Genomic DNA, 26,721 nt, shown 5'->3' on the forward strand with positions numbered 1-26,721 from the left:
GCGCCGGTACCGGCGCCGGCGGCCTGCCCCGGCCGACGTGCGCGGCCGGGGCGGGTGGGTGGGGCGGACGGGGAAGGGCCGCTCCACCCGCACCCTGGCTGCGGCTCAGTGCTTGGCGGCCCCCTCCGCACCGGCGCCGGTGAGGGCGCGCACCTGGAGCTCGGCGAACTTGTCGAGGTCGCGCTCCTTGGAGGCCAGCGTGCCGACGATGGCGCACGCCAGGCCGATCGGCACGGACGCGAGAGCCGGGTTCTCCAGCGGGAACCAGGCGAAGTCCACGCCTGCCGGGAAGAGCGAGAGGCTGTTCCCGTCGGCGTCCGTCTTGCCGGAGACCACCGGTGAGAAGAAGACGAGCCCGACGGCCGCCGCCAGACCGCCGTAGATCCCGGCCAGAGCGCCGGTGGTGTTGAAGCGCTTCCAGAAGAGACTCAACAGGATTGTCGGCAGGTTGGCGGAGGCCGCGATGGCGAACGCGAGCGCCACCAGGAAGGCGACGTTGAGGTTCTGCGCGAAGACCGCGAGCACGATGGCGATCGTGCCGACCCCGAAGGCCGCCATCTTCGCGACGCGGATCTCGTCCCGCTCGCTGGCCTGTCCACGCCGCAGCACGTTGTTGTAGAAGTCGTGGGCGAGCGAGGAGGACGAGGCGATGGTGAGCCCGGCGACGGTCGACAGGATCGCCGCGAAGGCCACGGCGGCGATCAGCGCCAGCATCACCGCCGCCAGCAGGTCGCCTCCGAAGTGCGCACCGACCTCCTCGGCCAGTTGGGGGGCAGCGGTGTTGCCCGCCGCGTTCTGTGCCGTGATGGCGTCGCGACCGACCATGGCGGCGGCGCCGAAGCCCAGGACCAGCGTCATGAGGTAGAAGGTGCCGATCAGGCCGATGCCCCAGTTCACGGACTTGCGGGCCGTCTTGGCGTCCGGGACGGTGTAGAACCGGATGAGGATGTGCGGCAGCCCGGCGGTGCCGAGCACGAGCGCGAGGCCGAGGCTGATGAGGTCGAGCTTGTTGACCATCGTCTGCCAGGCGTCACCCGCGATCTCCCGCCCGTAGACCTGCCCTGGTTCCAGGAAGGCGGCGCCGACGCCGCTCGCCTCCGCCGCGTCGTTCATGAGCGCCGCGAAGTTGAAGTTGTAGACCGCGAGCACCATGATCGTGAGCAGCGCGGCGCCGCCCATGAGCATGCCGGCCTTGATGATCTGGACCCAGGTGGTGCCCGTCATGCCCCCGAAGGTCACGTAGACGATCATCAGGATGCCGACCACCACGATGCCCGCGATCTTCGCGGTGTCGGCGCTCATGCCCAGGTAGGTCTCGCCGGGCTGGATACCGAGCAGCAGCGCGATCAGCGCGCCGGCGCCGACCATCTGCGCCAGCAGGTAGAAGATCGACACCGTCAGGGTCGAGACGGAGGCCGCGGTCCTCACCGGCCGCTGACGCATCCGGTAGGACAGCACGTCCGCCATGGTGTAGCGGCCCGAGTTGCGCAGCAGTTCCGCGACGAGAAGCAGCGCCACCAGCCAGGCGACGAGGAACCCGATCGAGTAGAGGAAGCCGTCGTACCCGAACAGCGCGATCGTCCCCGCGATCCCGAGGAAGGACGCGGCCGACATGTAGTCGGAGCCGATGGCGAAGCCGTTCTGGATGCCGGAGAAGCCCCGCCCACCCGAGTGGAAGTCACTCGCCGAGTTCACCCGGCGACTCGCCCACACGGTGACCAGCAGGGTCACCGCGATCATCACGGTGAAGAGGACGACGGTGATCAGCCGCCCCTCCGAGGACACGTCCGCCTGGGCCAGGGCGTTCATCGGGCCTCCCCGTTCACGAGTTCGGTACGCAGACGCTCGGAGAGCGGGTCGAGGCGTCGGTTGGCGTACCGCGCGTAGGCCACCGCGATGCCGAACGTCGACACGAACTGCAGCAGGCCGAAGAGCAGCGCGAGGTTCAACGGGCCGACCAGCTGGGTGGACATCACGTCCCGGGCGAACGCGGACATCACGACGTAGAGCAGGTACCAGCAGAGGAAGGCGATGGTCGCGGGGACGACGAACCGCAGCAGCCGCGAGCGCAGTTCGAGGAAGCGGGCGTCGGAGTGCATGACCACCGAGCGGGCCTTGAGATCCGGCTCCGGTGGCTCTCCCGCCTCGGTCGTCGTTGGCTGGGTCGTCATGACCGGCTCCTGTGTCGGGGACGTACGCCCGGGAGGCACCGGGCGTGGTTGACGCGTTCGCGCGAATGTAAGGAAGATCACTCGCCCGTGTCAGTGGGCCTACCGGGTGAGTCGGCAAAAGCGGAGTACCCGCGCCGAACGGTCCCCGGCTGTGCGACGAACGGTCTACGAGCGGTCGGCGAACGGTCGCGCCGCTCGTCACCGCCCCGCGTCCCTCTCCCCCGCCGCGCCGCCCCGACCGGCACCGCGCCACCCCGCACCCCGCGCTCCGCACTCCGGACACGCACCCCGGACACGCGACAGGGCCCGGCCCCACCGCGGGATGCGGTGGGACCGGGCCCTGTCATGCCGATGTCGGCAGCCCCCGGGAGGGGGCGTCAGGTCACTTGAGGATCTTGGTGACCTGGCCGGCGCCCACGGTCCGGCCACCCTCACGGATGGCGAACTTCAGGCCCTCCTCCATGGCGACGGGCTGGATCAGCTCGACGCGCATCTCGGTGTTGTCGCCCGGCATGACCATCTCGGTGCCCTCGGGGAGGTGCACCACACCGGTCACGTCGGTGGTACGGAAGTAGAACTGCGGGCGGTAGTTGTTGAAGAACGGGGTGTGGCGGCCACCCTCGTCCTTCGACAGGATGTACGCCTGCGCCTCGAACTCCGTGTGCGGGGTGACCGAGCCGGGCTTGATGATGACCTGGCCGCGCTCGACGTCCTCGCGCTTGATGCCGCGGAGCAGCAGACCGACGTTCTCACCGGCCTGACCCTCGTCCAGCAGCTTCCGGAACATCTCGATGCCGGTGACCGTGGTGGTGGTCTTGGTCTCCTTGATGCCGATGATGTCCACGGTCTCGTTGACCTTGAGGACACCACGCTCGATGCGGCCAGTGACGACCGTACCGCGACCGGTGATGGTGAAGACATCCTCGATCGGCATGAGGAAGGGCTTCTCGACGTCACGCTCGGGCTGCGGGATCGAGTCGTCGACGGCCTTCATCAGCTCGAGGACGGTCTTGCCCCACTCGGCGTCGCCCTCCAGCGCCTTCAGCGCGGAGACCTTGACGACCGGAACGTCGTCGCCCGGGAACTCGTACTCCGAGAGAAGCTCACGGACCTCGAGCTCGACGAGCTCCATGATCTCCTCGTCGTCCACCATGTCGGCCTTGTTCAGGGCGACAACGATGTACGGAACGCCGACCTGGCGGGCCAGGAGCACGTGCTCCTTGGTCTGCGGCATCGGGCCGTCGGTGGCGGCGACCACGAGGATGGCGCCGTCCATCTGGGCGGCACCGGTGATCATGTTCTTGATGTAGTCCGCGTGACCCGGGCAGTCGACGTGAGCGTAGTGACGCTGCTCCGTCTGGTACTCGACGTGCGCGATGGAGATGGTGATACCACGCTGACGCTCTTCGGGCGCCTTGTCGATCTGGTCGAAGGCCGAGGCCTCGTTCAGGTCCGGGTACGCGTCGTGCAGCACCTTGGTGATCGCCGCGGTAAGAGTGGTCTTACCGTGGTCGATGTGACCGATGGTGCCGATGTTGACGTGCGGCTTAGTCCGCTCGAACTTCGCCTTCGCCACTGGGGTCCTCCTGATGGACTGGTGCTGTACGCCCCGCCGCGGCTTGCGGAGGGGGCCAGGTGGTCTTACCGAATCGGCCAGGACCCCGAGGGGGACGCCCTTGGCCGCTTCGCTGGGGGTCTGACTCCGGGGCGACCCCGGCCCGCCGTCCGCGAGGACGACCGGCCGAGGCACTGCCCCGTATGCCGTTTTGCTCCAGCTTAGTGGGTGTCTGATCCGGGAGTTCCCCGGATTATTCGCCCTTGGCCTTCGCGATGATCTCCTCGGAGACGGCCTTGGGGACCTCACCGTAGGAGTCGAACTGCATGCTGTAGCTGGCGCGACCGGAGGTCTTGCTGCGGAGGTCGCCGACGTAGCCGAACATCTCCGACAGCGGGACCAGGGCCTTGACGACCTTGTTGCCCGTGCGGTCCTCCATGGCCTGGATCTGACCACGCCGGGAGTTGATGTCGCCGATGACGTCGCCCATGTAGTCCTCGGGCGTGGTGACCTCGACGGCCATCAGCGGCTCGAGGATGGCCGGGCTGGCCTTCCGCGCGGCTTCCTTGAACACCATGGAACCGGCGATCTTGAAGGCCATCTCGGACGAGTCGACGTCGTGGAAGGCGCCGTCCAGCAGCGTCACCTTGACACCGGTCAGCGGGTAGCCGGCGAGCACGCCGAACTCCATCGCTTCCTGGCAACCCGCGTCCACCGAGGGGATGTACTCCTTGGGGATGCGGCCACCGGTGACCTTGTTCACGAACTCGTAGCCGTCACCCTCGAGAGGCTCGAGAGCGATCTGCACCTTCGCGAACTGGCCGGAACCACCGGTCTGCTTCTTGTGCGTGTAGTCGATCTTCTCGACCGACTTGCGCAGCGTCTCGCGGTACGCCACCTGCGGCTTGCCGACGTTCGCCTCGACCCGGAACTCCCGCTTCATGCGGTCGACCAGCACGTCGAGGTGGAGCTCGCCCATCCCCTTGATGATGGTCTGGCCGGTCTCCTCGTTCGTCTGGACCTGGAAGGACGGGTCCTCCTCGGCCAGCCGCTGGATCGCGACGCCCAGCTTCTCCTGGTCACCCTTGGACTTGGGCTCGATGGCGACCTCGATGACCGGGGCCGGGAACTCCATCGACTCCAGGATCACCGGGTGCGCCGAGTCGGAGAGGGTCTCACCGGTGGTGGTCTGCTTGAGACCCATGACGGCGACGATGTCGCCGGCACCCACCGAGCTGATCTCCTCACGCTTGTTGGCGTGCATCCGGTAGATCTTGCCGATCCGCTCCTTCTTGCCCTTCACCGAGTTCAGCACCTGGGTGCCGGTCTCGATGCGGCCGGAGTAGACGCGGATGAAGGTCAGACGACCGAGGTGCGGGTCGCTGGCGATCTTGAACGCCAGGGCCGACATCGGCTCGCTGTCCGAGGGCTTGCGGGCGATGACCTCGTCCGCGTCCTTCGGGGACTGGCCCTCGATGGCCTCGACGTCCAGCGGCGAGGGCAGGTAGCGGACCACGGAGTCGAGCAGGGGCTGAACGCCCTTGTTCTTGAACGCGGTACCGCAGAAGACCGGGGTGATGGTGACGTCGCCCTCGGAGAGGGTGATGCGGCGGATCGCCGCGCGCAGCTGGTCCTGGGTGGGCTCGGTGCCCTCCAGGAACAGCTCCATCATCTCCTCGTCGTTCTCCGCGACGGCCTCGACCAGCTTGGCGTGGTACTCGTCCGCCTGGTCCTGGAGCTCCGCGGGGATGTCGACGGTGTCGTACATCTCGCCGAGCTTGGTCTCCTCGGACCAGACCAGGGCCTTCATCTGGACAAGGTCGACCACGCCCTGGAAGCCGGCCTCGGCACCGATCGGCAGCTGCATGACCAGCGGCACGGCGTGCAGCCGCTCCACGATCATGTCGACGCAACGGAAGAAGTCCGCGCCCGTACGGTCCAGCTTGTTGACGAAGCAGATACGCGGCACGCCGTACCGGTCCGCCTGTCGCCAGACGGTCTCGGACTGCGGCTCGACGCCGGCCACACCGTCGAACACGGTGACAGCACCGTCGAGCACCCGCAGGGAGCGCTCCACCTCAACGGTGAAGTCGACGTGCCCCGGGGTGTCGATGATGTTGATCGTGTGGTCGACATCGTCGAGCGGCCAGTGGCAGGTCGTCGCGGCGGACGTGATGGTGATGCCGCGCTCCTGCTCCTGCTCCATCCAGTCCATCGTGGCAGCGCCGTCGTGGACCTCACCGATCTTGTAGCTCACACCGGTGTAGTACAGGATCCGCTCGGTGGTGGTCGTCTTGCCCGCGTCGATGTGGGCCATGATCCCGATGTTGCGGACCTTGGCCAGGTCAAGTGAAGTAGTAGCCATAAGGCTTCGGTCTTCTCTCGGTCTCGATGGGGTAGCGACTACCAGCGGTAGTGCGCGAAGGCCTTGTTGGACTCGGCCATCTTGTGCGTGTCCTCACGCTTCTTGACGGCGGCGCCAAGACCGTTCGACGCGTCGAGCAGCTCGTTCATGAGGCGCTCGGTCATCGTCTTCTCGCGGCGGGCACGGGAGTAGCCCACCAGCCAGCGCAGCGCCAGCGTCGAGGAACGGCCCGGACGGACCTCCACCGGCACCTGGTAGGTGGCGCCACCGACACGGCGGGACCGGACCTCCAGGGTCGGCTTCACGTTCTCCAGGGCGCGCTTCAGCGTGACGACCGGGTCGTTGCCGGTCTTCTCGCGAAGGCCCTCCAGGGCGCCGTACACGATGCGCTCGGCGGTGGAGCGCTTGCCGTGCAGGAGCACCTTGTTGATCAGGGACGTCACCAGAGGAGAGCCGTAGACCGGGTCGATGTGGACCGGGCGCTTCGGGGCAGGGCCCTTACGAGGCATTCTTACTTCTCCTTCTTGGCGCCGTAGCGGCTGCGAGCCTGCTTGCGGTTCTTGACGCCCTGGGTGTCGAGCGAGCCGCGGATGATCTTGTAACGAACACCCGGCAGGTCCCTGACCCGACCGCCACGCACGAGCACGATGGAGTGCTCCTGGAGGTTGTGGCCCTCACCCGGAATGTAGGCCGTGACCTCGATGCCGCTGGTCAGACGCACACGCGCGACCTTCCGCAGCGCCGAGTTCGGCTTCTTCGGGGTGGTGGTGAAGACACGCGTGCAGACGCCGCGCCGCTGGGGCGAGCCGTCGAGCGCGAGAGTCTTGTTCTTCTCGGTCTTGTCCTGCCGGCCCTTTCGGACCAGCTGCTGGATCGTTGGCACAGTCTCTCCGGTTTCTGTGTGCCGTCTCGGTACCACTAACCTGGGCCACCGCCGACCCACGCGGTCGGGTGTGTCGAAGCTGTCCACCCCATCGCGACGGGGCCCCGTCAGCGGTGGGGGTGCAGATATCGGGGTCCGACGACACCCGCGACGTTCACCTCGGTGAATCGGCAGGCGCGCAGGGGACACCCCAGGCACGAGGTCAGAGCCTACCCAGCACACCGCCCGCGGTCAAAAAAACAAGGCACGCGCAGCAGCCGTGTGGTGCTTCTCCCAAGGGGCACACGGCGGCAGAATGATCGCATGAACAGCGGAGGCCACAGCCCCGGCGACGCCGAGGGTGACACAGCGGGCGGCGGACCGGCATCGGGTGACCGCACCGCGGACGGAACGACCAACAGTACCGAAGCCGGGACCACGGGTGATCCCGGGGCCGACGCAGACATACCCAACGGCACCGACGGCGACACCTCCGCCGATGCCCCGACCCTGTCCGATCGGCGCGAACCCCCGGACGAGCGCCCCGAGTCCGAGCCGGAAGGCGCCGCCGCGGCAGCGGTGACCGGCACGGGAGCCGCAGACCGGGACGACGCGGAGTCCGACGCCGAACGGGACGCGGAGTCCAACGCCGAACGGGACGCCGAGCAAGCCGCTGAGGCAGTGGCGCAGCCCGCCCCCGGCGAATCCGCCGACGCACGCCCCCCGGAGACGGCCGAGGCGGCCGGCGAGGCCGCCCCCGCCGAGCCCGGCCCAGGTGCACCGGAGGCCGGGCCCGCCGCCGACTCCGCGACCGAGGCGACCCAGGCGACCGAAGCGACCCAGCCGACCGGCTCCCCCGCCGCGACCGCCGGCCCCACGGCGGACGCCCACGAGGCCGACACAGGCTCCGAGGCGACGGACGCCGGCTCCGCCACGGAGCCGCATGCCGACGGGGCCGTTGCCGGCACCCGGGAGGCCGACTCCACCGCGACCGCGACCGCGCCGCCCGCCGAGGGCGGCGGCGCGCCGTTGACCCGGCGAAGACGCCGCTGGCCCAAGGTCCTCGCGGCCTGCCTCGCCGGACTCCTGGTGACCGGCGCCGCCGGCGTCGGTTGGGCGTACTGGCGCACCGAGGAGAGCCTGGACAGCATCAAGCGCATCCCGCAGGCCATGCCCACCATGCCCGAGGAGCAGCAACCCCAGCGCATCGAGGGCGACTCTCTGGTCTTCCTCCTCGTCGGCCTGGACGCCGAGTCCGCTCCCGACACCGGCGTCGGCGACACCGAGGTCGCGGCCGAGGGCGAACCTGCCGCCTGGGAGGCGGGTGCCGCGCGGAGCGACACAATGATGCTGCTCCAGATACCCGCGGACCGCTCCGCCGCCACCATCGTCTCGCTGCCCCGCGACAGCTGGGTGGAGGTGCCGGGCCACGGCAGCGCCAAGCTCAACGCCGCCTACTCGTGGGGCGGCCCCGCCCTGATGGTCGAGACGGTGCAGAACCTGACCGACCTCCGGATAGACCACCTCGCCGTCATCGACTGGGCCGGCTTCCGCCAACTCACCGACGCCGTCGGCGGCGTGCGGGTGGACGGTGAACGACTCGACGGCCGTGACGCGTTGGACTACGTCCGGGAGCGCAAGGGACTGCCCGAGGGCGACCTGGACCGCAACCGTCGCCAACAGCACTTCCTGCGTTCGCTGTTGGAGCAGACCCTCAGCTCGGACACCCTCTCCAGCCCGACCCGCCTCAACGGCCTCCTCAACGCCGTGGGCGACGTCGTCAGCGTCGACGACGGGTTGAGCAACAGCGACATCCGCGACCTCGCCTGGGGGCTGCGCGGTTTGGACGACGGCGAGGTGCGGTTCATGAACGCACCGGTCGTCGGCACCGAGACCATCGGTGGGCAGTCCGTCGTCATCCTCGACGGTGAGGCGGCCGAGCCGCTCTGGAAGGCCATGAAGGAGGACGCCGTAGCCGAGTTGGTCGAGCGCGGCGAGGCTCCGGAGGACCTCGGGGAGGAGGTCGCCTGACCGTGCCGTCCCCGCCACGCGCCGGTGGCACCTCGCCCCGGGCGACGGCGGGACGACGGGCACGGAGCAGGCGCGGCGACGCCGCCACGGCCGCGCGTTCGACTGTCGGACGCGCGGCCGAAACCATCGTGCGGCGGGCAGCGTCCTGGACGGTGTGACAGCCCCCTCCACCGACAACGCCGGCGCACGCGACTCGCGGCGGTCCTGGCGAGCGCCCCGGGGTCGGGTGCCCGCCGCGCTCGCCCTGCTGGCCGCGCTGCTCCTCACCTTCCCGGGTTCCGTGCCCAACGCCGGTCCCCGGCTGGGCAGTCTGCTGGAGAGCTTCCTCCCCTGGCTGGGCCTCGCCGTCCCCGTCCTCCTCGTCGCCGCCCTCGTGCGGCGCTCCGCGCTCGCGGCGGCGGCGGTGCTCCTGCCGTTGGCGGCCTGGGGCGCCCTCTTCGGCCACCTGCTGCTCCCCGGGCCGGGCCCGCAACCGCGCGAACTGCTGGTGCTCCAGCACAACGTCAGCGACGAGAACACCGACCCGGTCGGCACCGCCCGCGCGATGGCCGCGGCCGGCCCCGACCTCATCGGCGTCCAGGAACTGCTGCCGGAGGCGGTGGAGAGCTACCGGCGGACGCTCGACCCGGAGTACCCCCACCACGCCGTGCGGGGCACCGTGGCGCTGTGGTCGGAGCACCCGCTGCGCGACGTCACCGCGTTGGACATCAAGCCCCGCGACCTGACCGAGCCGTGGAACCGCGGGTTGCGCGCGGCGGTCGACACCCCGCACGGCGAGGTCGTCGTCCACGTCGTCCACCTCCCGTCGATGCGTCTGGGCGCCGGCGGCCTCTCCTCCCAACGCCGTGACGAGAGCGCGGCCCTGCTCGGCCGCGTGATCGACGAGGAAACACCGGGCACGGTGATCCTGCTGGGCGACCTCAACGGCGCCACCGAGGACCGCGGACTCGCCCCGCTCACCGACCGGTTGAACGTCCCGGAGCGCGGCTTCGGGTTCAGCTTCCCCGTGGGACTCCCGGTCGCCCGGATCGACCAGGTCATGGCACGCAGCGCCACTGTCGCCGACCTCCGCACGCTCCCCGCCACCGGCAGCGACCACCTCCCGGTCACCGCCCGCATCCTGCTGCCGTAGCCCACTCCCGGGAGGCCGGAAACCCGGAAGCCCGGAGCCTGCCCGCACACAGGCCGACGGGCGGCCGCCCCCGTGAGGGAGCGACCGCCCGTCGGCGTTGTGCGGAGCGCTGCGGCTCAGCCCTGGTAGGGGCCGTAGTCGTAGTCGTCCAGCGGCACCGCCTGGCCGGAGCCGGCGCCGAACGGCGAGTAGTCGATGTCGTCGTAACCGACGGCCGAGTACATCGCGGACTTCGCCTCCTCGGTGGGCTCCACCCGGATGTTGCGGTAGCGGGAGAGACCCGTACCGGCCGGGATGAGCTTACCGATGATGACGTTCTCCTTGAGGCCGATCAGGGAGTCCGACTTGGCGTTGATCGCCGCGTCGGTGAGAACCCTGGTCGTCTCCTGGAAGGACGCCGCCGACAGCCACGACTCGGTGGCCAGCGACGCCTTGGTGATGCCCATCAGCTGCGGACGGCCGGAGGCGGGGTGACCGCCTTCGGAGACCACGCGCCGGTTCTCGCCCTCGAACTTCGAGCGCTCGACCAGCTCGCCGGGCAGCAGCTCGGCGTCGCCCGACTCGATGATCGTCACCCGGCGCAGCATCTGCCGGACGATGATCTCGATGTGCTTGTCGTGGATGGCCACGCCCTGCGAGTTGTAGACCTTCTGGACCTGGTCGACCAGGTAGATCTGCACCTGGCGCTGGCCCAGCACGCGCAGCACGTCGTGCGGGTTGATCGCACCGACCGTCAGCGGCTGGCCGACGACCACGCGGTCGCCCTCGCCGACCAGCAGACGCGCACGCTTGGAGACCGCGTACGGCTGCTCGTCGGTGCCGTCGTCCGGCGTGATGACGACCTTCTTGGTCTTCTCGGTCTCCTCGATCCGCACGCGGCCGACGGCCTCGGAGATCGGGGCGACACCCTTGGGCTGCCGCGCCTCGAAGAGCTCGACGACACGGGGCAGACCCTGCGTGATGTCGTCACCCGCCACACCACCGGTGTGGAAGGTACGCATCGTCAGCTGGGTGCCGGGCTCACCGATCGACTGGGCGGCGATGATGCCGACCGCCTCGCCGATGTCCACCAGCTTGCCGGTGGCCAGCGAGCGGCCGTAGCAGCGGGCGCAGGTGCCGACGGCGGACTCGCAGGTGAGGACGGAGCGGGTCTTGACCGTCTCCACACCGTGCTTGACCAGCTCGTCGATGAGGACGTCACCGAGGTCGGTGTTGGCCGGGGCCAGCAGCTGGCCGTCGACCGTGATGTCCTCGGCCAGGCAGCGGGCGTAGACGCTCGACTCGACGTTCTCGGTCTTGCGCAGCACGCCCTCGCTGTCGCGGACGGCGATCGCCAGCTTGAGACCGCGGTCGGTGCCGCAGTCGTCCTCGCGGATGATGACGTCCTGCGAGACGTCCACCAGACGACGGGTGAGGTACCCGGAGTCGGCGGTACGCAGCGCGGTGTCGGCCAGACCCTTACGGGCACCGTGGGTGGAGATGAAGTACTCCAGCACGGAGAGACCCTCGCGGAACGACGCCTTGATGGGACGGGGGATCGTCTCGTTCTTGGCGTTCGACACCAGACCGCGCATACCGGCGATCTGACGCATCTGCATCATGTTTCCTCGGGCACCCGAGTCCACCATCATGAAGATCGCGTTGGTCTTCGGGAAGTTGGCGCTCATCACGTCGGCGACCTTGTTGGTGGCCTCCGTCCAGATCGCGATGAGCTCCTGGGTGCGCTCGTCCTTGGTGATCAGACCGCGCTCGTACTGCTTCTGGACCTTCTCGTCACGCGCCTCGTAGGAGGCGATGATCTCCTTCTTGGCCTCGGGGACCAGGATGTCGGAGACGGCGACGGTGACACCGGACCGGGTGGCCCAGTGGTAGCCGGCGGCCTTGAGGTTGTCCAGCGTGGCGGCGACCACGATCTTGGGGTAGCGCTCCGCGAGGTCGTTGACGATCTCGGAGATCTGCTTCTTCCCGACCGGGATCTGCACGAAGGGGTAGTCCTCCGGCAGCAGCTCGTTGAAGAGCGCGCGACCGAGGGTGGTCTTCAGCCGGAACGGGTCGCCGACCTGCCACTCGGCCACACCGGAGTCCACGTCGGCCTCGGTGGGGGCCGGCGGGGTCCAGCCGCGGGGCGGCACGGAGCCGACCGGGAACCGGATCTCGACCTCGGCCTGGAGGGACAGCTCGCCGGCGTCGAAGGCCATGATGGCCTCCGCGGTGGAGCCGAACGACCGGCCCTCGCCCTTGAGCTCGCGCTCCTCGGCGTCGGTGGTGAGGAAGAACAGCCCCAGCACCATGTCCTGGGTCGGCATGGTGACCGGCCGGCCGTCGGCCGGCTTGAGGATGTTGTTCGAGGACAGCATCAGGATGCGGGCCTCGGCCTGCGCCTCCGCGGAGAGCGGCAGGTGCACGGCCATCTGGTCGCCGTCGAAGTCCGCGTTGAACGCGGTGCAGACGAGCGGGTGGATCTGGATGGCCTTGCCCTCGACCAGCTGCGGCTCGAAGGCCTGGATGCCGAGGCGGTGCAGCGTGGGCGCACGGTTCAGCAGCACCGGGTGCTCGGCGATGACCTCTTCGAGGACGTCGTACACCACGGTGCGCTGGCGCTCGACCATGCGCTTGGCCGACTTGATGTTCTGGGCGTGGTTGAGGTCCACCAGCCGCTTCATGACGAAGGGCTTGAACAGCTCCAGCGCCATCGCCTTCGGCAGACCGCACTGGTGCAGCTTGAGCTGCGGACCGACGACGATCACGGAACGCGCGGAGTAGTCCACACGCTTGCCGAGGAGGTTCTGACGGAAGCGGCCCTGCTTGCCCTTGAGCATGTCGGACAGCGACTTCAGCGGACGGTTGCCCGGGCCGGTGACCGGCCGGCCGCGGCGGCCGTTGTCGAACAGCGCGTCGACGGCCTCCTGGAGCATCCGCTTCTCGTTGTTCACGATGATCTCGGGGGCACCGAGGTCGAGCAGGCGCTTCAGGCGGTTGTTCCGGTTGATCACCCGGCGGTACAGGTCGTTCAGGTCGGAGGTCGCGAAGCGGCCACCGTCCAGCTGCACCATCGGGCGGAGGTCCGGCGGGATGACCGGGACGCAGTCCAGCACCATGCCCTTGGGGCTGTTGCGGGTCTGCAGGAACGCGGAGACGACCTTCAGCCGCTTCAGGGCGCGGGTCTTCTTCTGGCCCTTGCCGGTGCGGATGATCTCGCGGAGGCGCTCGGCCTCCTCGTCGAGGTCGAAGGTCTCCAGCCGCTTCTGCAGCGCGGCGGCGCCCATCGAACCGTCGAAGTAGGTGCCGAAGCGGTCGCGGAGCTCGCGGTAGAGCAGCTCGTCGCCCTCCAGGTCCTGGACCTTGAGATTCTTGAACCGGTTCCACACCTCGTCGAGGCGGTCGATCTCGCGCTGCGCGCGGTCGCGCAGCTGCTTCATCTCCCGCTCGGCACCCTCGCGGACCTTGCGGCGCGCGTCGGCCTTGGCGCCCTCGGCCTCCAGCTCGGCGAGGTCGTTCTCGACCCGCTTGGCACGGGCCTCCAGGTCGGCGTCGCGGCGCTGCTCGATCTGCTGCCGCTCGACGGAGACGTGGGCCTCCAGGGAGGGGAGGTCGCGGGTGCGGCGCTCCTCGTCCACGAAGGTGATCATGTAGGCGGCGAAGTAGATGACCTTCTCGAGGTCCTTCGGCGCGAGGTCCAGCAGGTACCCCAGGCGCGACGGGACGCCCTTGAAGTACCAGATGTGGGTGACGGGGGCGGCGAGCTCGATGTGGCCCATCCGCTCACGGCGCACCTTGGCGCGGGTCACCTCGACGCCGCAGCGCTCACAGATGATGCCCTTGAAGCGGACGCGCTTGTACTTGCCGCAATAGCACTCCCAGTCCCGGGTGGGGCCGAAGATCTTCTCGCAGAAGAGGCCGTCCTTCTCGGGCTTGAGGGTGCGGTAGTTGATGGTCTCCGGCTTCTTGACCTCGCCGTGGGACCACTGGCGGATGTCGTCGGCGGTGGCCAGGCCGATGCGGAGTTCGTCGAAGAAGTTGACGTCGAGCACTCTCGTCAATCCCTCTCAGGGGTTGGGCCGCCCGCCGCGTGGGGCGGGTGACCGGGTGAAAAGTCTGATCGGGGTCCGGGGCGGCGCCGGGTCACCCGGGATGGGTGACCCGGCGCGAACCCGTCAGACCTCTTCGACGCTGCTCGGCTCGCGCCGGGACAGGTCGATGCCGAGCTCCTCCGCCGCGCGGAAGACGTCCTCGTCGGTGTCACGCATCTCGATGGACATGCCGTCGCTGGACAGCACCTCCACGTTGAGGCAGAGCGACTGCATTTCCTTGATGAGCACCTTGAAGGACTCGGGAATGCCGGGCTCCGGGATGTTCTCGCCCTTGACGATCGCCTCGTAGACCTTCACCCGGCCGGTGACGTCGTCGGACTTGATGGTCAGCAGCTCCTGCAGGGCGTACGCGGCGCCGTACGCCTCGAGCGCCCACACCTCCATCTCGCCGAAGCGCTGGCCGCCGAACTGGGCCTTACCGCCCAGCGGCTGCTGGGTGATCATGGAGTACGGACCGGTCGAGCGCGCGTGGAGCTTGTCGTCGACCAGGTGGTGCAGCTTCAGGATGTACATGTAGCCGACGGACACCGGCTCGGGGAACGGCTCGCCGGAGCGGCCGTCGAAGAGCTGGGCCTTGCCCGAGGGCTGGACCATGCGGTCGCCGTCGCGGTTGGGGAGCGTCGCCTCGAAGAGACCGGCGATCTCGTCCTCGCGGGCACCGTCGAAGACCGGGGTCGCGACGTTGGTGCCGGGCGCGACGTCGTCGGCGCTGATCGCGGCGAGGCGCTTCTTCCACTCCGCGTCGATGCCCTCGACCTTCCAGCCCTGGGAGGCGAGCCACCCGAGGTGGATCTCCAGGACCTGGCCCGGGTTCATCCGGGAGGGGACGCCCAGCGGGTTGAGGATGACGTCGACCGGGGTGCCGTCCTCCATGAACGGCATGTCCTCGACCGGCAGCACCTTGGAGATGACGCCCTTGTTCCCGTGGCGGCCGGCGAGCTTGTCACCGTCGGTGATCTTGCGCTTCTTCGCCACGTAGACGCGGACCAGCTGGTTCACGCCGGGGGGCAGTTCGTCGCCCTCCTCGCGGTCGAAGACGCGGACGCCGATGACCTTGCCGGTCTCGCCGTGCGGGACCTTCAGCGAGGTGTCGCGGACCTCGCGCGCCTTCTCACCGAAGATCGCGCGGAGCAGCCGCTCCTCGGGGGTCAGCTCGGTCTCGCCCTTCGGGGTGACCTTGCCGACGAGGATGTCACCGGCCTCGACCTCGGCGCCGATGCGGATGATGCCGCGGTCGTCGAGGTCGGCGAGGACCTCCTCGGAGACGTTCGGGATGTCCCGGGTGATCTCCTCGGGGCCGAGCTTGGTGTCGCGCGCGTCCACCTCGTGCTCGTCGATGTGGATCGAGGAGAGCACGTCGTCCTGGACCAGCCGCTGGCTGAGGATGATCGCGTCCTCGTAGTTGTAGCCCTCCCAGGGCATGAACGCGACCAGCAGGTTCTTGCCGAGCGCCATCTCACCGGACTCGGTGGAGGGGCCGTCGGCGATGACCTGGCCGGCGATGACCTCCTGGCCCTCGCTCACCAGCACCTTCTGGTTGAAGGAGGTGCCCTGGTTGGAGCGGTGGAACTTGGCCAGGCGGTAGGTGACGTTGGTGCCGTCGGCGTTGGCCGCGGAGACGTAGTCCGCCGAGACGTCGGTGATGACCGCGTCCTGGTCGGCGCGGATGACGTCGCCGGCGTCGGTGGCGGAGCGGTACTCCATGCCGGTGCCGACCAGCGGGGACTCCGCCTTCAGCAGCGGCACCGCCTGGCGCATCATGTTGGAGCCCATGAGCGCGCGGTTGGCGTCGTCGTGCTCCAGGAACGGGATCATGGCGGTCGCGACCGACACCATCTGGCGCGGCGAGACGTCCATGTAGTCCACGTCGTTGCCGGTGACGTAGTCGATCTCGCCGCCGCGGCGGCGGACGAGGACGCGGTTCTCGGCGAAGCGCATGTCGTCGTCCAGGCGCGCGTTGGCCTGGGCGATGACGAAGCGGTCCTCCTCGTCGGCGGTGAGGTAGTCCACCGAGTCGGTGACGACGCCCTCGACGACCTTGCGGTACGGGGTCTCCACGAAACCGAAGGCGTTGACCCGACCGAACGCGGCGAGCGAGCCGATCAGACCGATGTTCGGGCCTTCAGGGGTCTCGATCGGGCACATGCGGCCGTAGTGCGAGGGGTGCACGTCTCGCACTTCGAGGCCGGCCCGCTCACGGCTGAGACCACCGGGGCCCAGCGCCGAGAGCCGGCGCTTGTGGGTCAGACCCGACAGCGGGTTGGTCTGGTCCATGAACTGCGACAGCTGGCTGGTGCCGAAGAACTCCTTGATGGAGGCGACGACCGGCCGGATGTTGATCAGGGTCTGCGGCGTGATCGCCTCGACGTCCTGGGTGGTCATGCGCTCCCGGACAACGCGCTCCATACGGGCGAGGCCGGTGCGGACCTGGTTCTGGATCAGCTCGCCGACGTTGCGCAGACGGCGGTTGCCGAAGTGGTCGATGTCGTCGGTCTCGACGACCAGCGGCTCACCGTCGATCGCCACGGCCTCGGTCTCGCCGGCGTGCAGGCGCACCAGGTACTTGATGGTGGCGACGACGTCCTCGGTCGTCAGCACACCGGAGTCGAGCGGCTCGTTGCCGCCCAGCTTCTTGTTGATCTTGTAGCGGCCGACCTTCGCGAGGTCGTAGCGCTTGGGGTTGAAGTAGAGGTTCTCCAGCAGGGTCTGGGCGGCCTCGCGGGTGGGCGGCTCGCCCGGACGCAGCTTGCGGTAGATGTCGAGGAGCGCGTCGTCCTGACCCTGGGTGTGGTCCTTCTCCAGGGTGGCGCGCATCGACTCGTACTCGCCGAACTCCTCCAGGATCTGCTCGGAGGTCCAGCCCAGCGCCTTCAGCAGGACGGTGACCGACTGCTTGCGCTTGCGGTCGACGCGGACGCCCACCATGTCGCGCTTGTCGATCTCCATCTCCAGCCAGGCACCCCGGGACGGGATGATCTTGGCCGAGAAGAGGTCCTTGTCGGAGGTCTTGTCGATGGAGGTGTCGAAGTAGACGCCCGGCGACCGCACCAGCTGCGACACGACGACGCGCTCGGTGCCGTTGATGACGAAGGTGCCCTTGTTCGTCATCAGGGGGAAGTCGCCCATGAAGACGGTCTGGGACTTGATCTCGCCGGTGTCGTTGTTGGTGAACTCGGCGGTGACGAAGAGCGGCGCGGCGAACGTGAAGTCGCGCTCCTTGCACTCGTCGATGGAGTTCTTCGGCGGCTCGAAGCGGTGGTCGCGGAAGGTCAGCGACATCGAGCCCGAGAAGTCCTCGATCGGGGAGATCTCCTCGAAGATCTCCTCCAGACCGGACTTGGTCGGGACATCCTGCCCGCTGTCCAGCGCGGCCTCGACGCGGGACCTCCAGGCCTCGTTGCCGAGGAGCCAGTCGAAGCTCTCGGTTTGCAGGGCAAGGAGATTCGGAACCTCGAGCGGTTCCTTGATCTTCGCAAAAGAGACGCGCAGCGGTGCAGTGCTGGCGCCGTGGTTCGTGTGTACGGTCGAGGCGTTGCGCGAGGCGGCCAAGAGGGGGTCCTTCCGAGGGCTCGGACTCTCTGCGCGCATGCCGGTCCCACTGGTGACGGACAGGGGGAGCAATACAGGCAGCGCAAAGGGACAGTGTAGCCACAAGACACACTGATGTCCAATACCCAACCGGGACCGTCACAGCCCCTACGACGCGGCCGCCCTCCGGCCTCCACCGCCCCGGCCGCCTCGTCGCCGGTAGCGGTGTGTCTGCCGCATTGTTTCCCGCCCCGACACCGATCCATGCCTGAAATCCGGAATCGATGTCCCGCCGCACCTGCGGCGCGTCCCGAGAATCGCGCGAAGGGTGCGGTTCGTCAAGAGGGGACGACCCCTTCGCGCCGCCTCCACGGGACGGCGACGAAAGATCACCATACCCCTGACCACCGACAAGGCAAGGACGGCCGCGTCCGGGACGGTGAACGAGAAGAGGGGATCACCCGGCTGGGTGATCGCCTCTCACGTCTCCACAGTCCTCTTACGAGTGACCGTGAGGTGCCGAGCCCCTGCGCGCGCCCGGGGCGTACGAAGGTGCTGCGACGGATCGGGCGGCCTGGGCCACCCGCCGGCGCCGCGGGCCGGAGCCCGCGTCACGCCGGTGCGGTGACCTCAGGTCACTTGACCTCGACGGAGGCGCCGGCGCCCTCGAGGGCCTCCTTGGCCTTGTCGGCGGCAGCCTTGTCGACCTTCTCGACGACGGCCTTGGGGGTGCCGTCCACGAGGTCCTTGGCCTCCTTCAGACCCAGGGAGGTCAGCTCACGCACGACCTTGATGACCTGGATCTTCTTGTCGCCGGCACCGGTGAGGATGACGTCGAACTCGTCCTGCTCGGCGGCGGCCTCGGCCGGGGCACCGGCCACGGCACCGGCGGCGACGGCGACCGGGGCGGCAGCCTCGACGTCGAACTTCTCCTCGAAGGCCTTCACGAACTCGGAGAGCTCGATGAGGGTCATGCCGCTGAAGTGCTCGAGCAGCTCGTCCTGGGTGAGCTTCGCCATGATGGCGGTCCTTCCACTAAACCGGCTGATGCCGGGCTGTCTGGCGGTTGTCGCGGTCGGTGGGCCTGTCTGCCCGCCGACCGCGGGTGCGAGGTGGAGCTACCTCACTCGGCCTCGGCGGGAGCCGCCGAAGCGCCACCGCCCTGCTCGACCTTGTCCCGGAGCGCGTCCGCGGTGCGGACGAGCTTCGTGAGCGGAGCCTGGAAGGTCGCCGCGGCCTTCGCCATGGACGCCTTCATGCCGCCGGCCAGCTTGGCGAGCAGCACCTCGCGGGACTCCAGCTCCGCGAGCTTGTTGATCTCGTCGGCGGACAGCGCCTTGCCGTCGAGCACGCCGCCCTTGATGACGAGGGCGGGGTTCTCCTTCGCGAAGTTGCGCAGACCCTTCGCCGCCGTCACCGGGTCACCGGTGAGGAAGGCGACGGCGGTCGAGCCCGTGAGGTGCTCGTCCAGCTCGGCGATCCCGGCCTCGTTGGCCGCGATCTTGGTCAGCGTGTTCTTCGAGACGCGGTACTGCGCGTCCTCACCGAGAGCCCGGCGCAGGTCCTTGATCTGCGCCACGGTGAGACCGGTGTACGCGGTCACGACAGCACCGTTCGAGTTCTCGAACTTCTGCTTGATCTCAGCGACCGCTGCGACCTTGTCAGGGCTTGCCATGAACCTCGGCCCTCCTTCCGGGTGATACGGACCGCACGGAAGGGGCGTGAGAACACGAAACGCCCCGGCGCGGGCGCGGGGCGTGGTCCGGACGGGCACCTGGTGGGCGCACTCGTCGGAGGCTTCCTCGATCACCTGCGCGGGCGATCCGCGTTCGCGAATCCTTCGGCCACCGGGATCGGGCCCGGCGACAACCAGCGGTCTCTGGCTTCGTGACGAGATTAGACGGTCCGAGGCTCTCGCGGCAAATCGCCCGGACGGCCGAGCAGCGGCGCGGGGCGGACGCGGCGCGGGCCCCTGCTCCGCGGCGGCGGAAGCCGGCGCGGGGCAGGGGCCCGTCAGGGAGCGGGAGTCCCGCCGAGGTACTGCTTTCGATCAGAGACCGGCGCCGCGCGCGTCGGCGAAGTCGACGACGTCCGCCTCGTCCGGTGCCTCGACGTTCAGCTCGATGCCGTAGTCCTCGTAGACGGTGGAGTAGGAGACCTCGCCACCCTCCTCGACCGCGAACCGCATGTCGACGCGGGCGGGGAGGTCGTCCTCGTCGACCCAGACGGTGAGTTCGAAGCCGTCGGCGCCCATCTGCTCCAGCGTCGTCAGCAGGTCCTCGATGTCCGCCTCGTTCATGTGGGCGGCCGACGCGTCCGCCGCCACGAGCTCCTCGGCGGTCAGCGTGCCGGCGTACTTCTCGGTGGCCCGACCGTCGAGGTCCTCACTGCCCACGTGCTCGACATCGTCGCTCTCGAGCAGCAGGGCGACCTGCGAGGCGGGGCTCTGCGCCATGTTCTCGGCGGACTTCAGCTGCTCGGCGGTCTGGGCGAAGGTGGGGTCGTTCGGGTCGACGTCCTCGAGGTCGATCTTCACCCAGCTCGCCCCGTCGAGCTCCTCCTCGAACGGGGTGCCGCCCATGTACATGACGTTGTCGATGAAACGGAGGTTCATGACGGCCTCGGGAACCTCCCCGGAGTCGTCACCCATCATCTCGGCCATCGCCTCGAAGAACTCGGTCATGTCCATGGTGACGTCCATGGCCAGCGGGTCCCAGCCGGTGACGCCGGAGAGTTCGTAGCTGAAGGCCATGCCCTCGGGCAGGTCCATCGACATCGTCGAGGTGACGGCCACGGTGCTGGCCTCCGCCGACTTCTCCTGCGAGGCGAGCAGGGCCGCCGCCAGGCCACCGCCCTCCGAGCCGCCGCCCTGCTCGTCGGTGTCGGCCGCGGCCTTGGCGTCGCTGTCCGACGAGCTGTCGTCGGAGCTGCACGCGGCGGTCGAGACCAGGACGCCGGCAGCGAGGGCCGCAGTGATGGCCTTGCGCATGGAACGCATCATCCCCCCAAGGGACTGTGTGCTGTTGTAGGAGTTGCGACGTTAGCCCACGGGTAGGACAACAAGCCGGTTCGAGGCCGTTCCGTAGCAGAACGGAGACAGCCCTCTCCGCTCCCGCCTGCGGGAACGGCCTCCGCCACCCCCTGGGCGCGCTCCCCCGCCGTCGTGCGCCGGACGCGTGCGCGGGCACGCGACGGCGCCCCTCGCCGGCCCCGGGAGAGGGGTCGGCGACGGGCGCCGGGTGCTGCTCGCGGTCCCGCCCGAGGGGCGGGCCCGGCCGATCAGACGGCCGGGTCCTCCACCAGGAGGTTGCGGGTGCGGTTGGAGTCGACCGGGATGCCGGGGCCCATCGTGGTGGCGATGGTGGCCTTGCGGATGTACCGGCCCTTGGCAGCGGACGGCTTCAGACGCTGGATCTCCTCCATCGCGGCGGCGTAGTTCTCGACGAGCTGCGCCTCCTCGAAGGAGACCTTGCCGATGATGAAGTGCAGGTTCGCGTGCTTGTCCACGCGGAACTCGATCTTGCCGCCCTTGATCTCGGTGACGGCCTTGGCCACGTCGGGTGTGACGGTGCCGGTCTTCGGGTTCGGCATCAGACCACGGGGACCGAGCACGCGGCCGAGGCGGCCGACCTTGCCCATGAGGTCCGGGGTGGCGACGACGGAGTCGAAGTCCAGGCGGCCCTTGCTGACCTCGTCGATCAGCTCGTCGGCGCCGACGATGTCGGCGCCCGCGGCACGCGCGGCCTCGGCACGGTCACCGGTCGCGAAGACCAGGACCCGGGCGGTCTTGCCGGTGCCGTGCGGGAGGTTCACGGTGCCACGGACCATCTGGTCGGCCTTGCGCGGGTCGACACCCAGACGCATGGCGACCTCGACGGTGGCGTCGAACTTGGTGGAGGTCGTCTCCTTGGCGAGCCGGACGGCCTCGAGCGGGGCGTAGAGCCGCGCGCTGTCGATCTTGGCCTCGGCGCCGCGGTGCGACTTGCTGCGCTTCACTTCTGCTCCTCCTGTGGTGCTGTGGTGTTGGGGAGTCGTGGTACGGGCCCGCGCAGGCCCTTCCACGGGTGGGGGCGGTTCAGCCCTCGACGGTCACGCCCATGGACCGGGCGGTGCCGGCGATGATCTTGGACGCGGCGTCCAGGTCATTGGCGTTGAGGTCGGGCATCTTGGTGGTGGCGATCTCGCGGACCTGGTCGGCCGTGATCTTGGCGACCTTGGTCTTGTGCGGCTCGCCGGAGCCCTTCTCGATGCCCGCGGCCTTGAGGATCATCTTGGCGGCCGGCGGAGTCTTGGTGATGAAGGTGAAGGAACGGTCCTCGTAGACCGTGATCTCCACCGGGATCACCCAGCCACGCTGCGACTCGGTGGCCGCGTTGTAGGCCTTGCAGAACTCCATGATGTTGACGCCGTGCTGGCCCAGCGCGGGGCCGACCGGCGGGGCCGGGTTGGCGGCGCCGGCCTTGATCTGGAGCTTGATCAGCCCCGCGACCTTCTTCTTCTTGGGAGCCATGGTTCTCTCCGGGTCCTGGTGAGAGGTTGACAGTCCCCCGGCGGCGGGATTCAGCCGGACGGAGGCATACCGCACCACGATAGCCGTTGGCGGGGTGCCGCCAAAATCCGGTTCCGGGGCGGTACGGGGCCGCAGGTGGTGGCCGGAAGCTGCTCGGGTCGGCCCCGGACGCGCGGGCGCAGGACCCCGCGGCGTGCTGCGGGGCCCTGCGCCGCACCGCCCGGACACCGGGCGCGGGGCTCCGGTGCCCGGGCGGGCGGGGGACGGCGGCGGGTCGGGCGGAGTGGCCCGCCGCCGTCGTCATCGAGCACGCCGTGCGGCGTGCGGTGGGGTCGTTCAGTCGTCCTCGCCGAAGAGGTCGGCGTAGGTGGCCAGGCCGAGCGCGACGTCCGCCTGCGCCCAGAAGCGGTGGTACTCGAAGACGGGTTCCGGTCCCCCGTCGAGGTAGGACTGCACCTTGGGCCAGTCGGGGTCGTCCTCGTAGAAGCCCCGGATGGAGGCGAAGGTGGCGTCGGAGTCGATGACGTCACCGTTCGGCATGGTCCCGGTCCAGCCCGGCGGGACGTACACCTCCTGGTCGAAGCGGCTGTAGTCGCCGCGGGACTCGGGGGTCGCGATGCCGATGTCGTCGCGGTGCTCCCACAGCGCGTCCAGCAGGCCGGCGGCGGTGGTCTGCGCCTCGGTGTGCCCGGTGGCGGCGGCGTAGAAGGCGAGCGCGTTGGCGAGCGAGCCGGCGACCCCGACGTCCTGGTTGTGGTCGGTCACCGTCACCGACAGCCCGGCGTTGTCGCCGGGGTCTGCGGGGTTCCAGTCGTCGGGCTGCCCGGACCAGGCGAGGGCCGCCGGGACGGCGAAGTCGCCGTCCGCACCCACCGTGACCTCGGAGAGCACCCAGGGGACCCACTTGTCGAGGACCTCGCCGGCGGTGGCGTCACCCGTCTCCAGGTACAGCTCGGCGAGCCGCTGCATCGACCAGGCCTGCATGCCGAACCACTGGTTGGACGGCGGGTCCACGTAGACCGGCGCCTCCTGGTAGTACATGCCGTGGAAGGTGGCGGTGCCGGCCGGCGGGTTGCCGTAGGCGCCGCCCCAGCTGCTGGTGGCACCGCCCGCGATCCCGCCCTCGGCGGACTGGAGCCAGCGGTAGAACTCGACCTGGCGCTCCAGGCTCGTCTCCCAGTCGCCCTGTGCCGTCGGGGACGCCGGCACCAGGTCCGGGTCGGCGGAGAGGGCGTGGGCGGCCATCGGGTTCTGGTAGCCGAAGTGGTTGTGGCTGCTGCCGATGCGCCACGACCAGCCGCCGGCGGTGTCGGTCGAGCCGCCCCAGGCGTAGTACCAGGACAGCAGGTAGTTGGCGCTGTCCTTGCCGGTGCCCGGTGCGCAGGAGGGGCTGGTGCAGCCCGGCTGCTTGAAGTACTTGTCGTAGTGGCCGTACCGCAGGTAGTCGCCCATCTTCGCGGCCTTGTCCAGCGTGGCGGCGATCTCGCCCTCGTTGCCCTGCTCGGTGGCCCACTTGTTGGCCCAGAACGCGGCCTGCACCGCGCGGGCGTCGGCGTCGGGCGCGTTGGTGTAGCGCCACTGCTCGGCGTACCCGTCGTCGTCCATGAACAGGTCGAGGTAGCCGTTGGGTCCGCCGTGGGAGAAGTCGTCGCACGAGGGGTGCGGCACCGTCTCCCACACCGATTCCTCGGGGCCGCGCTGGAAGGTGTTGATGTAGGACGGGCCGGGGGTGTCCGGGCCGCCGGCGCAGGGGGCGCCGGGCGCGTTGCCGTAGCCGTAGACGTTGTCGACGTCCTGGAGCCAGTGCATCCCGTAGATGTCGTCGGTGCCGTAGGTGGCGGCGAGCTCGCCGGCGAGCGGGTCGACCCCGACCCGGACGTTGTTGTCCATCGGCGCCGGGTACGAGGAGGGGTCGCCGTACTCGGGCGCGTAGGTGGCCGGCGCCTGCGGGTTGTAGAACCCGGTGGTGGGCTGGTCGGCGGAGCCGGGGATGACGTAGTCCTCCATCACCTGCCACGCGTCGTTGAACGGTTCCCAGTCACCGGTGACCTTGCCGTAGGCGGCCTGCAGCCAGATCAGGTAGCTGTACGCCTCGGAGGTGGTCTCGTGACCGTGGTCCGGTGCCTCGACGATCAGCGTCTCGACGGAGTGGTAGGGGATGCCCTCCTCCGAGAAGTAGCCGTTGGCCGGGTCCATGATCTGGTCGTACAGCTCCAGGAACCGGTCCTCGTACTGCTGGGCGGCCACCCCCGTGGGGGCGGCGTGCGGCTGGGCGCCGGAGTGCGAGGCGGCGGCGAGGCCCAGCGGGAGGGAGAGGGCGAGGGCGCCGGCCAGCAGCGGCAGGCGGCGGGTGCGGGTGGGCCGGGTGGTGCCGGGCGGCCCGGGTGGGGGTGGCGATCCGGGAGGGATCGGCATCGTGCCTCCTCAACGGCTCGGGTGTGGGGGTGGTGAGGAGCGAGCGTCGCGCACGGTGCGGCCGTCCCGCCGCACCGAACTAGTGGGAGCGCTCCCACGGTGAACGGTGGATCGCAGAGCGTCAACCCCTCGCGTCGACATTCCCGCATCACCGCAGGCCGGAGCGGAATCTTTGTCAACCCTCTTGGCGGGCCACGGAGTTGGCTGTACGTTCCCATCCAACTAGTGGGAGCGGTTCCACGGTTGTCGGGTCCGCCGCATCGGCGGGGCGTGACGCCGGAGTCGCTCCGAGCCGCACCACCTCACCACCCCGCGCCCATCCCGTTCCGCCCCGCCGCCCGAGCACCGGCGGAGGCGCCCGGGACGCACCACGGCCGGGGAGGAGCGCCTCCACCGTCGCCACCCCCACCTTCGCGACGTCACCCCGTCCCGGTCCGCGCCGCGGTCCGGCCGCGGAACCACATCTCGCCGACGGGCACCACGGCACGCACCACGGCACGACCCGCCCCACCGCGGCGCTCACCGCGGCGACGGGCGTGCCCGCACCTCCTCACCCGCCCCGTGCGGGACGCACGGACGGCAGTGTCCGCACGACACGACGTATGAGAGGAACCCCATGAGCCGCACCGACCGCACCCCCCACCGACGCAGGAAGCCGGCACTTCTCGCCGGCGCCCTCGTCGGTGCGGCGGCCCTCACCGTCTCCACCCTCGGCACCGCCAGTGCCGAAGAGAACCCGCAGACCATGCAGCGGGTGGACAACCCCTACATCGGCGCCGGCGTCTACGTGAACCCCGAGTGGTCGGCCAACGCCGCCGCGGAGCCGGGCGGTTCGGCCATCGCCGACCAGCCCACCGGTGTCTGGATGGACCGCACCGCGGCCATCGAGGGCACCGGCCAGGGCGCCGGACGCACGATGGGGCTCGCCGACCACCTCGACGAGGCGGTCGTCCAGGCCCAGGGCCACGACGAGTTCGTCTTCCAGGTCGTGATCTACAACCTGCCCGGCCGTGACTGCGCCGCGCTGGCCTCCAACGGCGAGCTGGGGCCGAACGACCTGAACACCTACAAGAACGACTTCATCGACCCGATCGCCGACATCCTGTCCGACCCGGCCTACGCCGACCTGCGGATCGTGACGGTCATCGAGATCGACTCGCTGCCCAACCTCATCACCAACGTCGGCAGCCGCCCGACGGCCACGCCGCTCTGCGACCAGATGCTGGCCAACGGCAACTACGTCAAGGGCGTCGGCTACGCGCTCGCGACGCTCGGCGACATCGACAACGTCTACAACTACGTCGACGCCGGGCACCACGGCTGGCTCGGGTGGGACGACAACTTCGGCCCGGCCGCGCAGCTCTTCCACCAGGCGGCGAACGCCGAGGGCGCCTCACCCTCCGACGTCGCCGGCTTCATCGCCAACACCGCGAACTACAGCGCACTGAAGGAGGACCACTTCTCCATCAACGACGTGGTCAACGGGACGCCGGTGCGGCAGTCCTCGTGGGTGGACTGGAACCGGTACACCGACGAGCTGTCCTTCTCCCAGGCGCTGCGCAACCAGCTGGTGCAGCTCGGCTTCCCGTCCAACATCGGGATGCTGATCGACACCTCCCGCAACGGCTGGGGCGGCGACGACCGGCCCACCGGCCCGGGCCCGCAGACCAGCGTCAACGCGTACGTGGACGGCGGTCGCTACGACCAGCGCATCCACCTCGGCAACTGGTGCAACCAGTCCGGGGCGGGTCTCGGTGAGCGTCCGGTCGCCGCGCCGGAGGCCGGCATCGACGCCTACGTGTGGATCAAGCCCCCGGGTGAGTCCGACGGCGCCAGCCGCGAGATCCCGAACGACGAGGGCAAGGGCTTCGACGAGATGTGCGACCCGACCTACGGCGGCAACGCCCGCAACGGCTGGAGCATGTCCGGTTCCCTGCCGGACGCCCCGATCTCCGGTCACTGGTTCCCCGCGCAGTTCCAGGAGCTGCTGGCCAACGCCCACCCGCCGGTGAGCTGACCGCCCCAGGGCGCGGCGGCCGGGGGTGACACCCGCCGCCGCGC

Annotated in this window: 16 protein-coding genes and 1 pseudogene; 3 read left to right on the plus strand and 14 right to left on the minus strand. The window is 69.5% G+C overall.

Going from position 1 to position 26,721, the window contains the following annotated elements:
• Positions 1-105: 105 nt before the first annotated feature.
• The 6 genes from HCN56_RS09860 to rpsL all read right to left on the minus strand — a co-directional run bounded on the left by HCN56_RS09860 (position 106) and on the right by rpsL (position 6,974).
• The gene (locus HCN56_RS09860; protein WP_167969334.1) at positions 106-1,809 is read right to left on the minus strand and encodes a monocarboxylic acid transporter; all 1,704 of its coding nucleotides are present in this window, start codon (positions 1,807-1,809) and stop codon (positions 106-108) included.
• Positions 1,806-2,171, minus strand: a complete 366-nt coding sequence (locus HCN56_RS09865; protein ID WP_167969336.1) for a DUF485 domain-containing protein — start codon at positions 2,169-2,171, stop codon at positions 1,806-1,808. The genes HCN56_RS09860 and HCN56_RS09865 overlap by 4 nt, the downstream gene beginning before the upstream one ends.
• Before the next feature lie 382 nt (positions 2,172-2,553).
• Positions 2,554-3,747, minus strand: coding sequence for an elongation factor Tu (gene tuf / locus HCN56_RS09870; protein ID WP_167969338.1), 1,194 nt, complete (start codon positions 3,745-3,747; stop codon positions 2,554-2,556).
• A gap of 232 nt (positions 3,748-3,979) precedes the next feature.
• A complete protein-coding gene (gene fusA / locus HCN56_RS09875; RefSeq protein WP_167969340.1) occupies positions 3,980-6,091 on the minus strand; it encodes an elongation factor G in 2,112 nt (703 codons plus the stop codon).
• A 38-nt stretch (positions 6,092-6,129) separates the two neighbouring features.
• A complete protein-coding gene (gene rpsG, locus HCN56_RS09880; protein WP_167933005.1) occupies positions 6,130-6,600 on the minus strand; it encodes a 30S ribosomal protein S7 in 471 nt (156 codons plus the stop codon).
• Between the two features lie 2 nt (positions 6,601-6,602).
• A complete protein-coding gene (gene rpsL / locus HCN56_RS09885; protein ID WP_103501105.1) occupies positions 6,603-6,974 on the minus strand; it encodes a 30S ribosomal protein S12 in 372 nt (123 codons plus the stop codon).
• A 303-nt stretch (positions 6,975-7,277) separates the two neighbouring features.
• Between rpsL and HCN56_RS26345 the strand changes: the two genes are divergently transcribed.
• Together HCN56_RS26345 and HCN56_RS09895 are read left to right on the plus strand one after the other, a co-directional pair.
• Positions 7,278-8,984: an LCP family protein gene (locus HCN56_RS26345; RefSeq protein WP_245246428.1), complete on the plus strand. Its 1,707-nt coding sequence runs from the start codon at positions 7,278-7,280 to the stop codon at positions 8,982-8,984.
• Between the two features lie 145 nt (positions 8,985-9,129).
• Positions 9,130-10,116: an endonuclease/exonuclease/phosphatase family protein gene (locus HCN56_RS09895; RefSeq protein WP_209312562.1), complete on the plus strand. Its 987-nt coding sequence runs from the start codon at positions 9,130-9,132 to the stop codon at positions 10,114-10,116.
• A gap of 116 nt (positions 10,117-10,232) precedes the next feature.
• Here HCN56_RS09895 and HCN56_RS09900 read toward each other — a convergent pair whose 3' ends face one another.
• The 8 genes and pseudogenes from HCN56_RS09900 to HCN56_RS09935 all read right to left on the minus strand — a co-directional run.
• Positions 10,233-14,147 (minus strand): DNA-directed RNA polymerase subunit beta', encoded by a 3,915-nt coding sequence (locus HCN56_RS09900; RefSeq protein WP_167969342.1) that lies wholly within the window; start codon positions 14,145-14,147, stop codon positions 10,233-10,235.
• 123 nt (positions 14,148-14,270) lie between these two features.
• The gene (rpoB, locus tag HCN56_RS09905; protein ID WP_167969344.1) at positions 14,271-17,756 is read right to left on the minus strand and encodes a DNA-directed RNA polymerase subunit beta; all 3,486 of its coding nucleotides are present in this window, start codon (positions 17,754-17,756) and stop codon (positions 14,271-14,273) included.
• Positions 17,757-18,370: 614 nt separating this feature from the next.
• On the minus strand, positions 18,371-18,754 hold the full coding sequence (gene rplL / locus HCN56_RS09910; RefSeq protein WP_167969346.1) for a 50S ribosomal protein L7/L12: 384 nt from the start codon (positions 18,752-18,754) through the stop codon (positions 18,371-18,373).
• A gap of 104 nt (positions 18,755-18,858) precedes the next feature.
• A complete protein-coding gene (gene rplJ / locus HCN56_RS09915) occupies positions 18,859-19,410 on the minus strand; it encodes a 50S ribosomal protein L10 (protein WP_167933001.1) in 552 nt (183 codons plus the stop codon).
• 375 nt (positions 19,411-19,785) lie between these two features.
• Complete coding sequence (locus HCN56_RS09920; protein WP_167969348.1) at positions 19,786-20,724, minus strand: SCO4651 family lipoprotein; 939 nt, start codon at positions 20,722-20,724, stop codon at positions 19,786-19,788.
• A 290-nt stretch (positions 20,725-21,014) separates the two neighbouring features.
• The gene (gene rplA / locus HCN56_RS09925; protein WP_167969350.1) at positions 21,015-21,731 is read right to left on the minus strand and encodes a 50S ribosomal protein L1; all 717 of its coding nucleotides are present in this window, start codon (positions 21,729-21,731) and stop codon (positions 21,015-21,017) included.
• Positions 21,732-21,810: 79 nt separating this feature from the next.
• Entirely contained in the window at positions 21,811-22,245 is a 435-nt protein-coding gene (gene rplK, locus HCN56_RS09930) for a 50S ribosomal protein L11 (RefSeq protein ID WP_167935620.1), read from the minus strand.
• 336 nt (positions 22,246-22,581) lie between these two features.
• Positions 22,582-24,489 (minus strand): annotated as a pseudogene (locus HCN56_RS09935) (glycoside hydrolase family 48 protein); the annotation flags it as partial.
• A gap of 787 nt (positions 24,490-25,276) precedes the next feature.
• Between HCN56_RS09935 and HCN56_RS09940 the strand changes: the two are divergent.
• Positions 25,277-26,677 carry a glycoside hydrolase family 6 protein gene (locus tag HCN56_RS09940; protein WP_167969355.1) on the plus strand — a complete coding sequence of 467 codons (1,401 nt, stop codon included), beginning with the start codon at positions 25,277-25,279 and terminating at the stop codon, positions 26,675-26,677.
• Positions 26,678-26,721: the final 44 nt, after the last annotated feature.

The sequence above is a fragment of the Streptomyces lonarensis genome (genome assembly GCF_012033735.1).
Taxonomy (GTDB): Bacteria; Actinomycetota; Actinomycetes; order Streptomycetales; family Streptomycetaceae; genus Streptomyces; species Streptomyces lonarensis.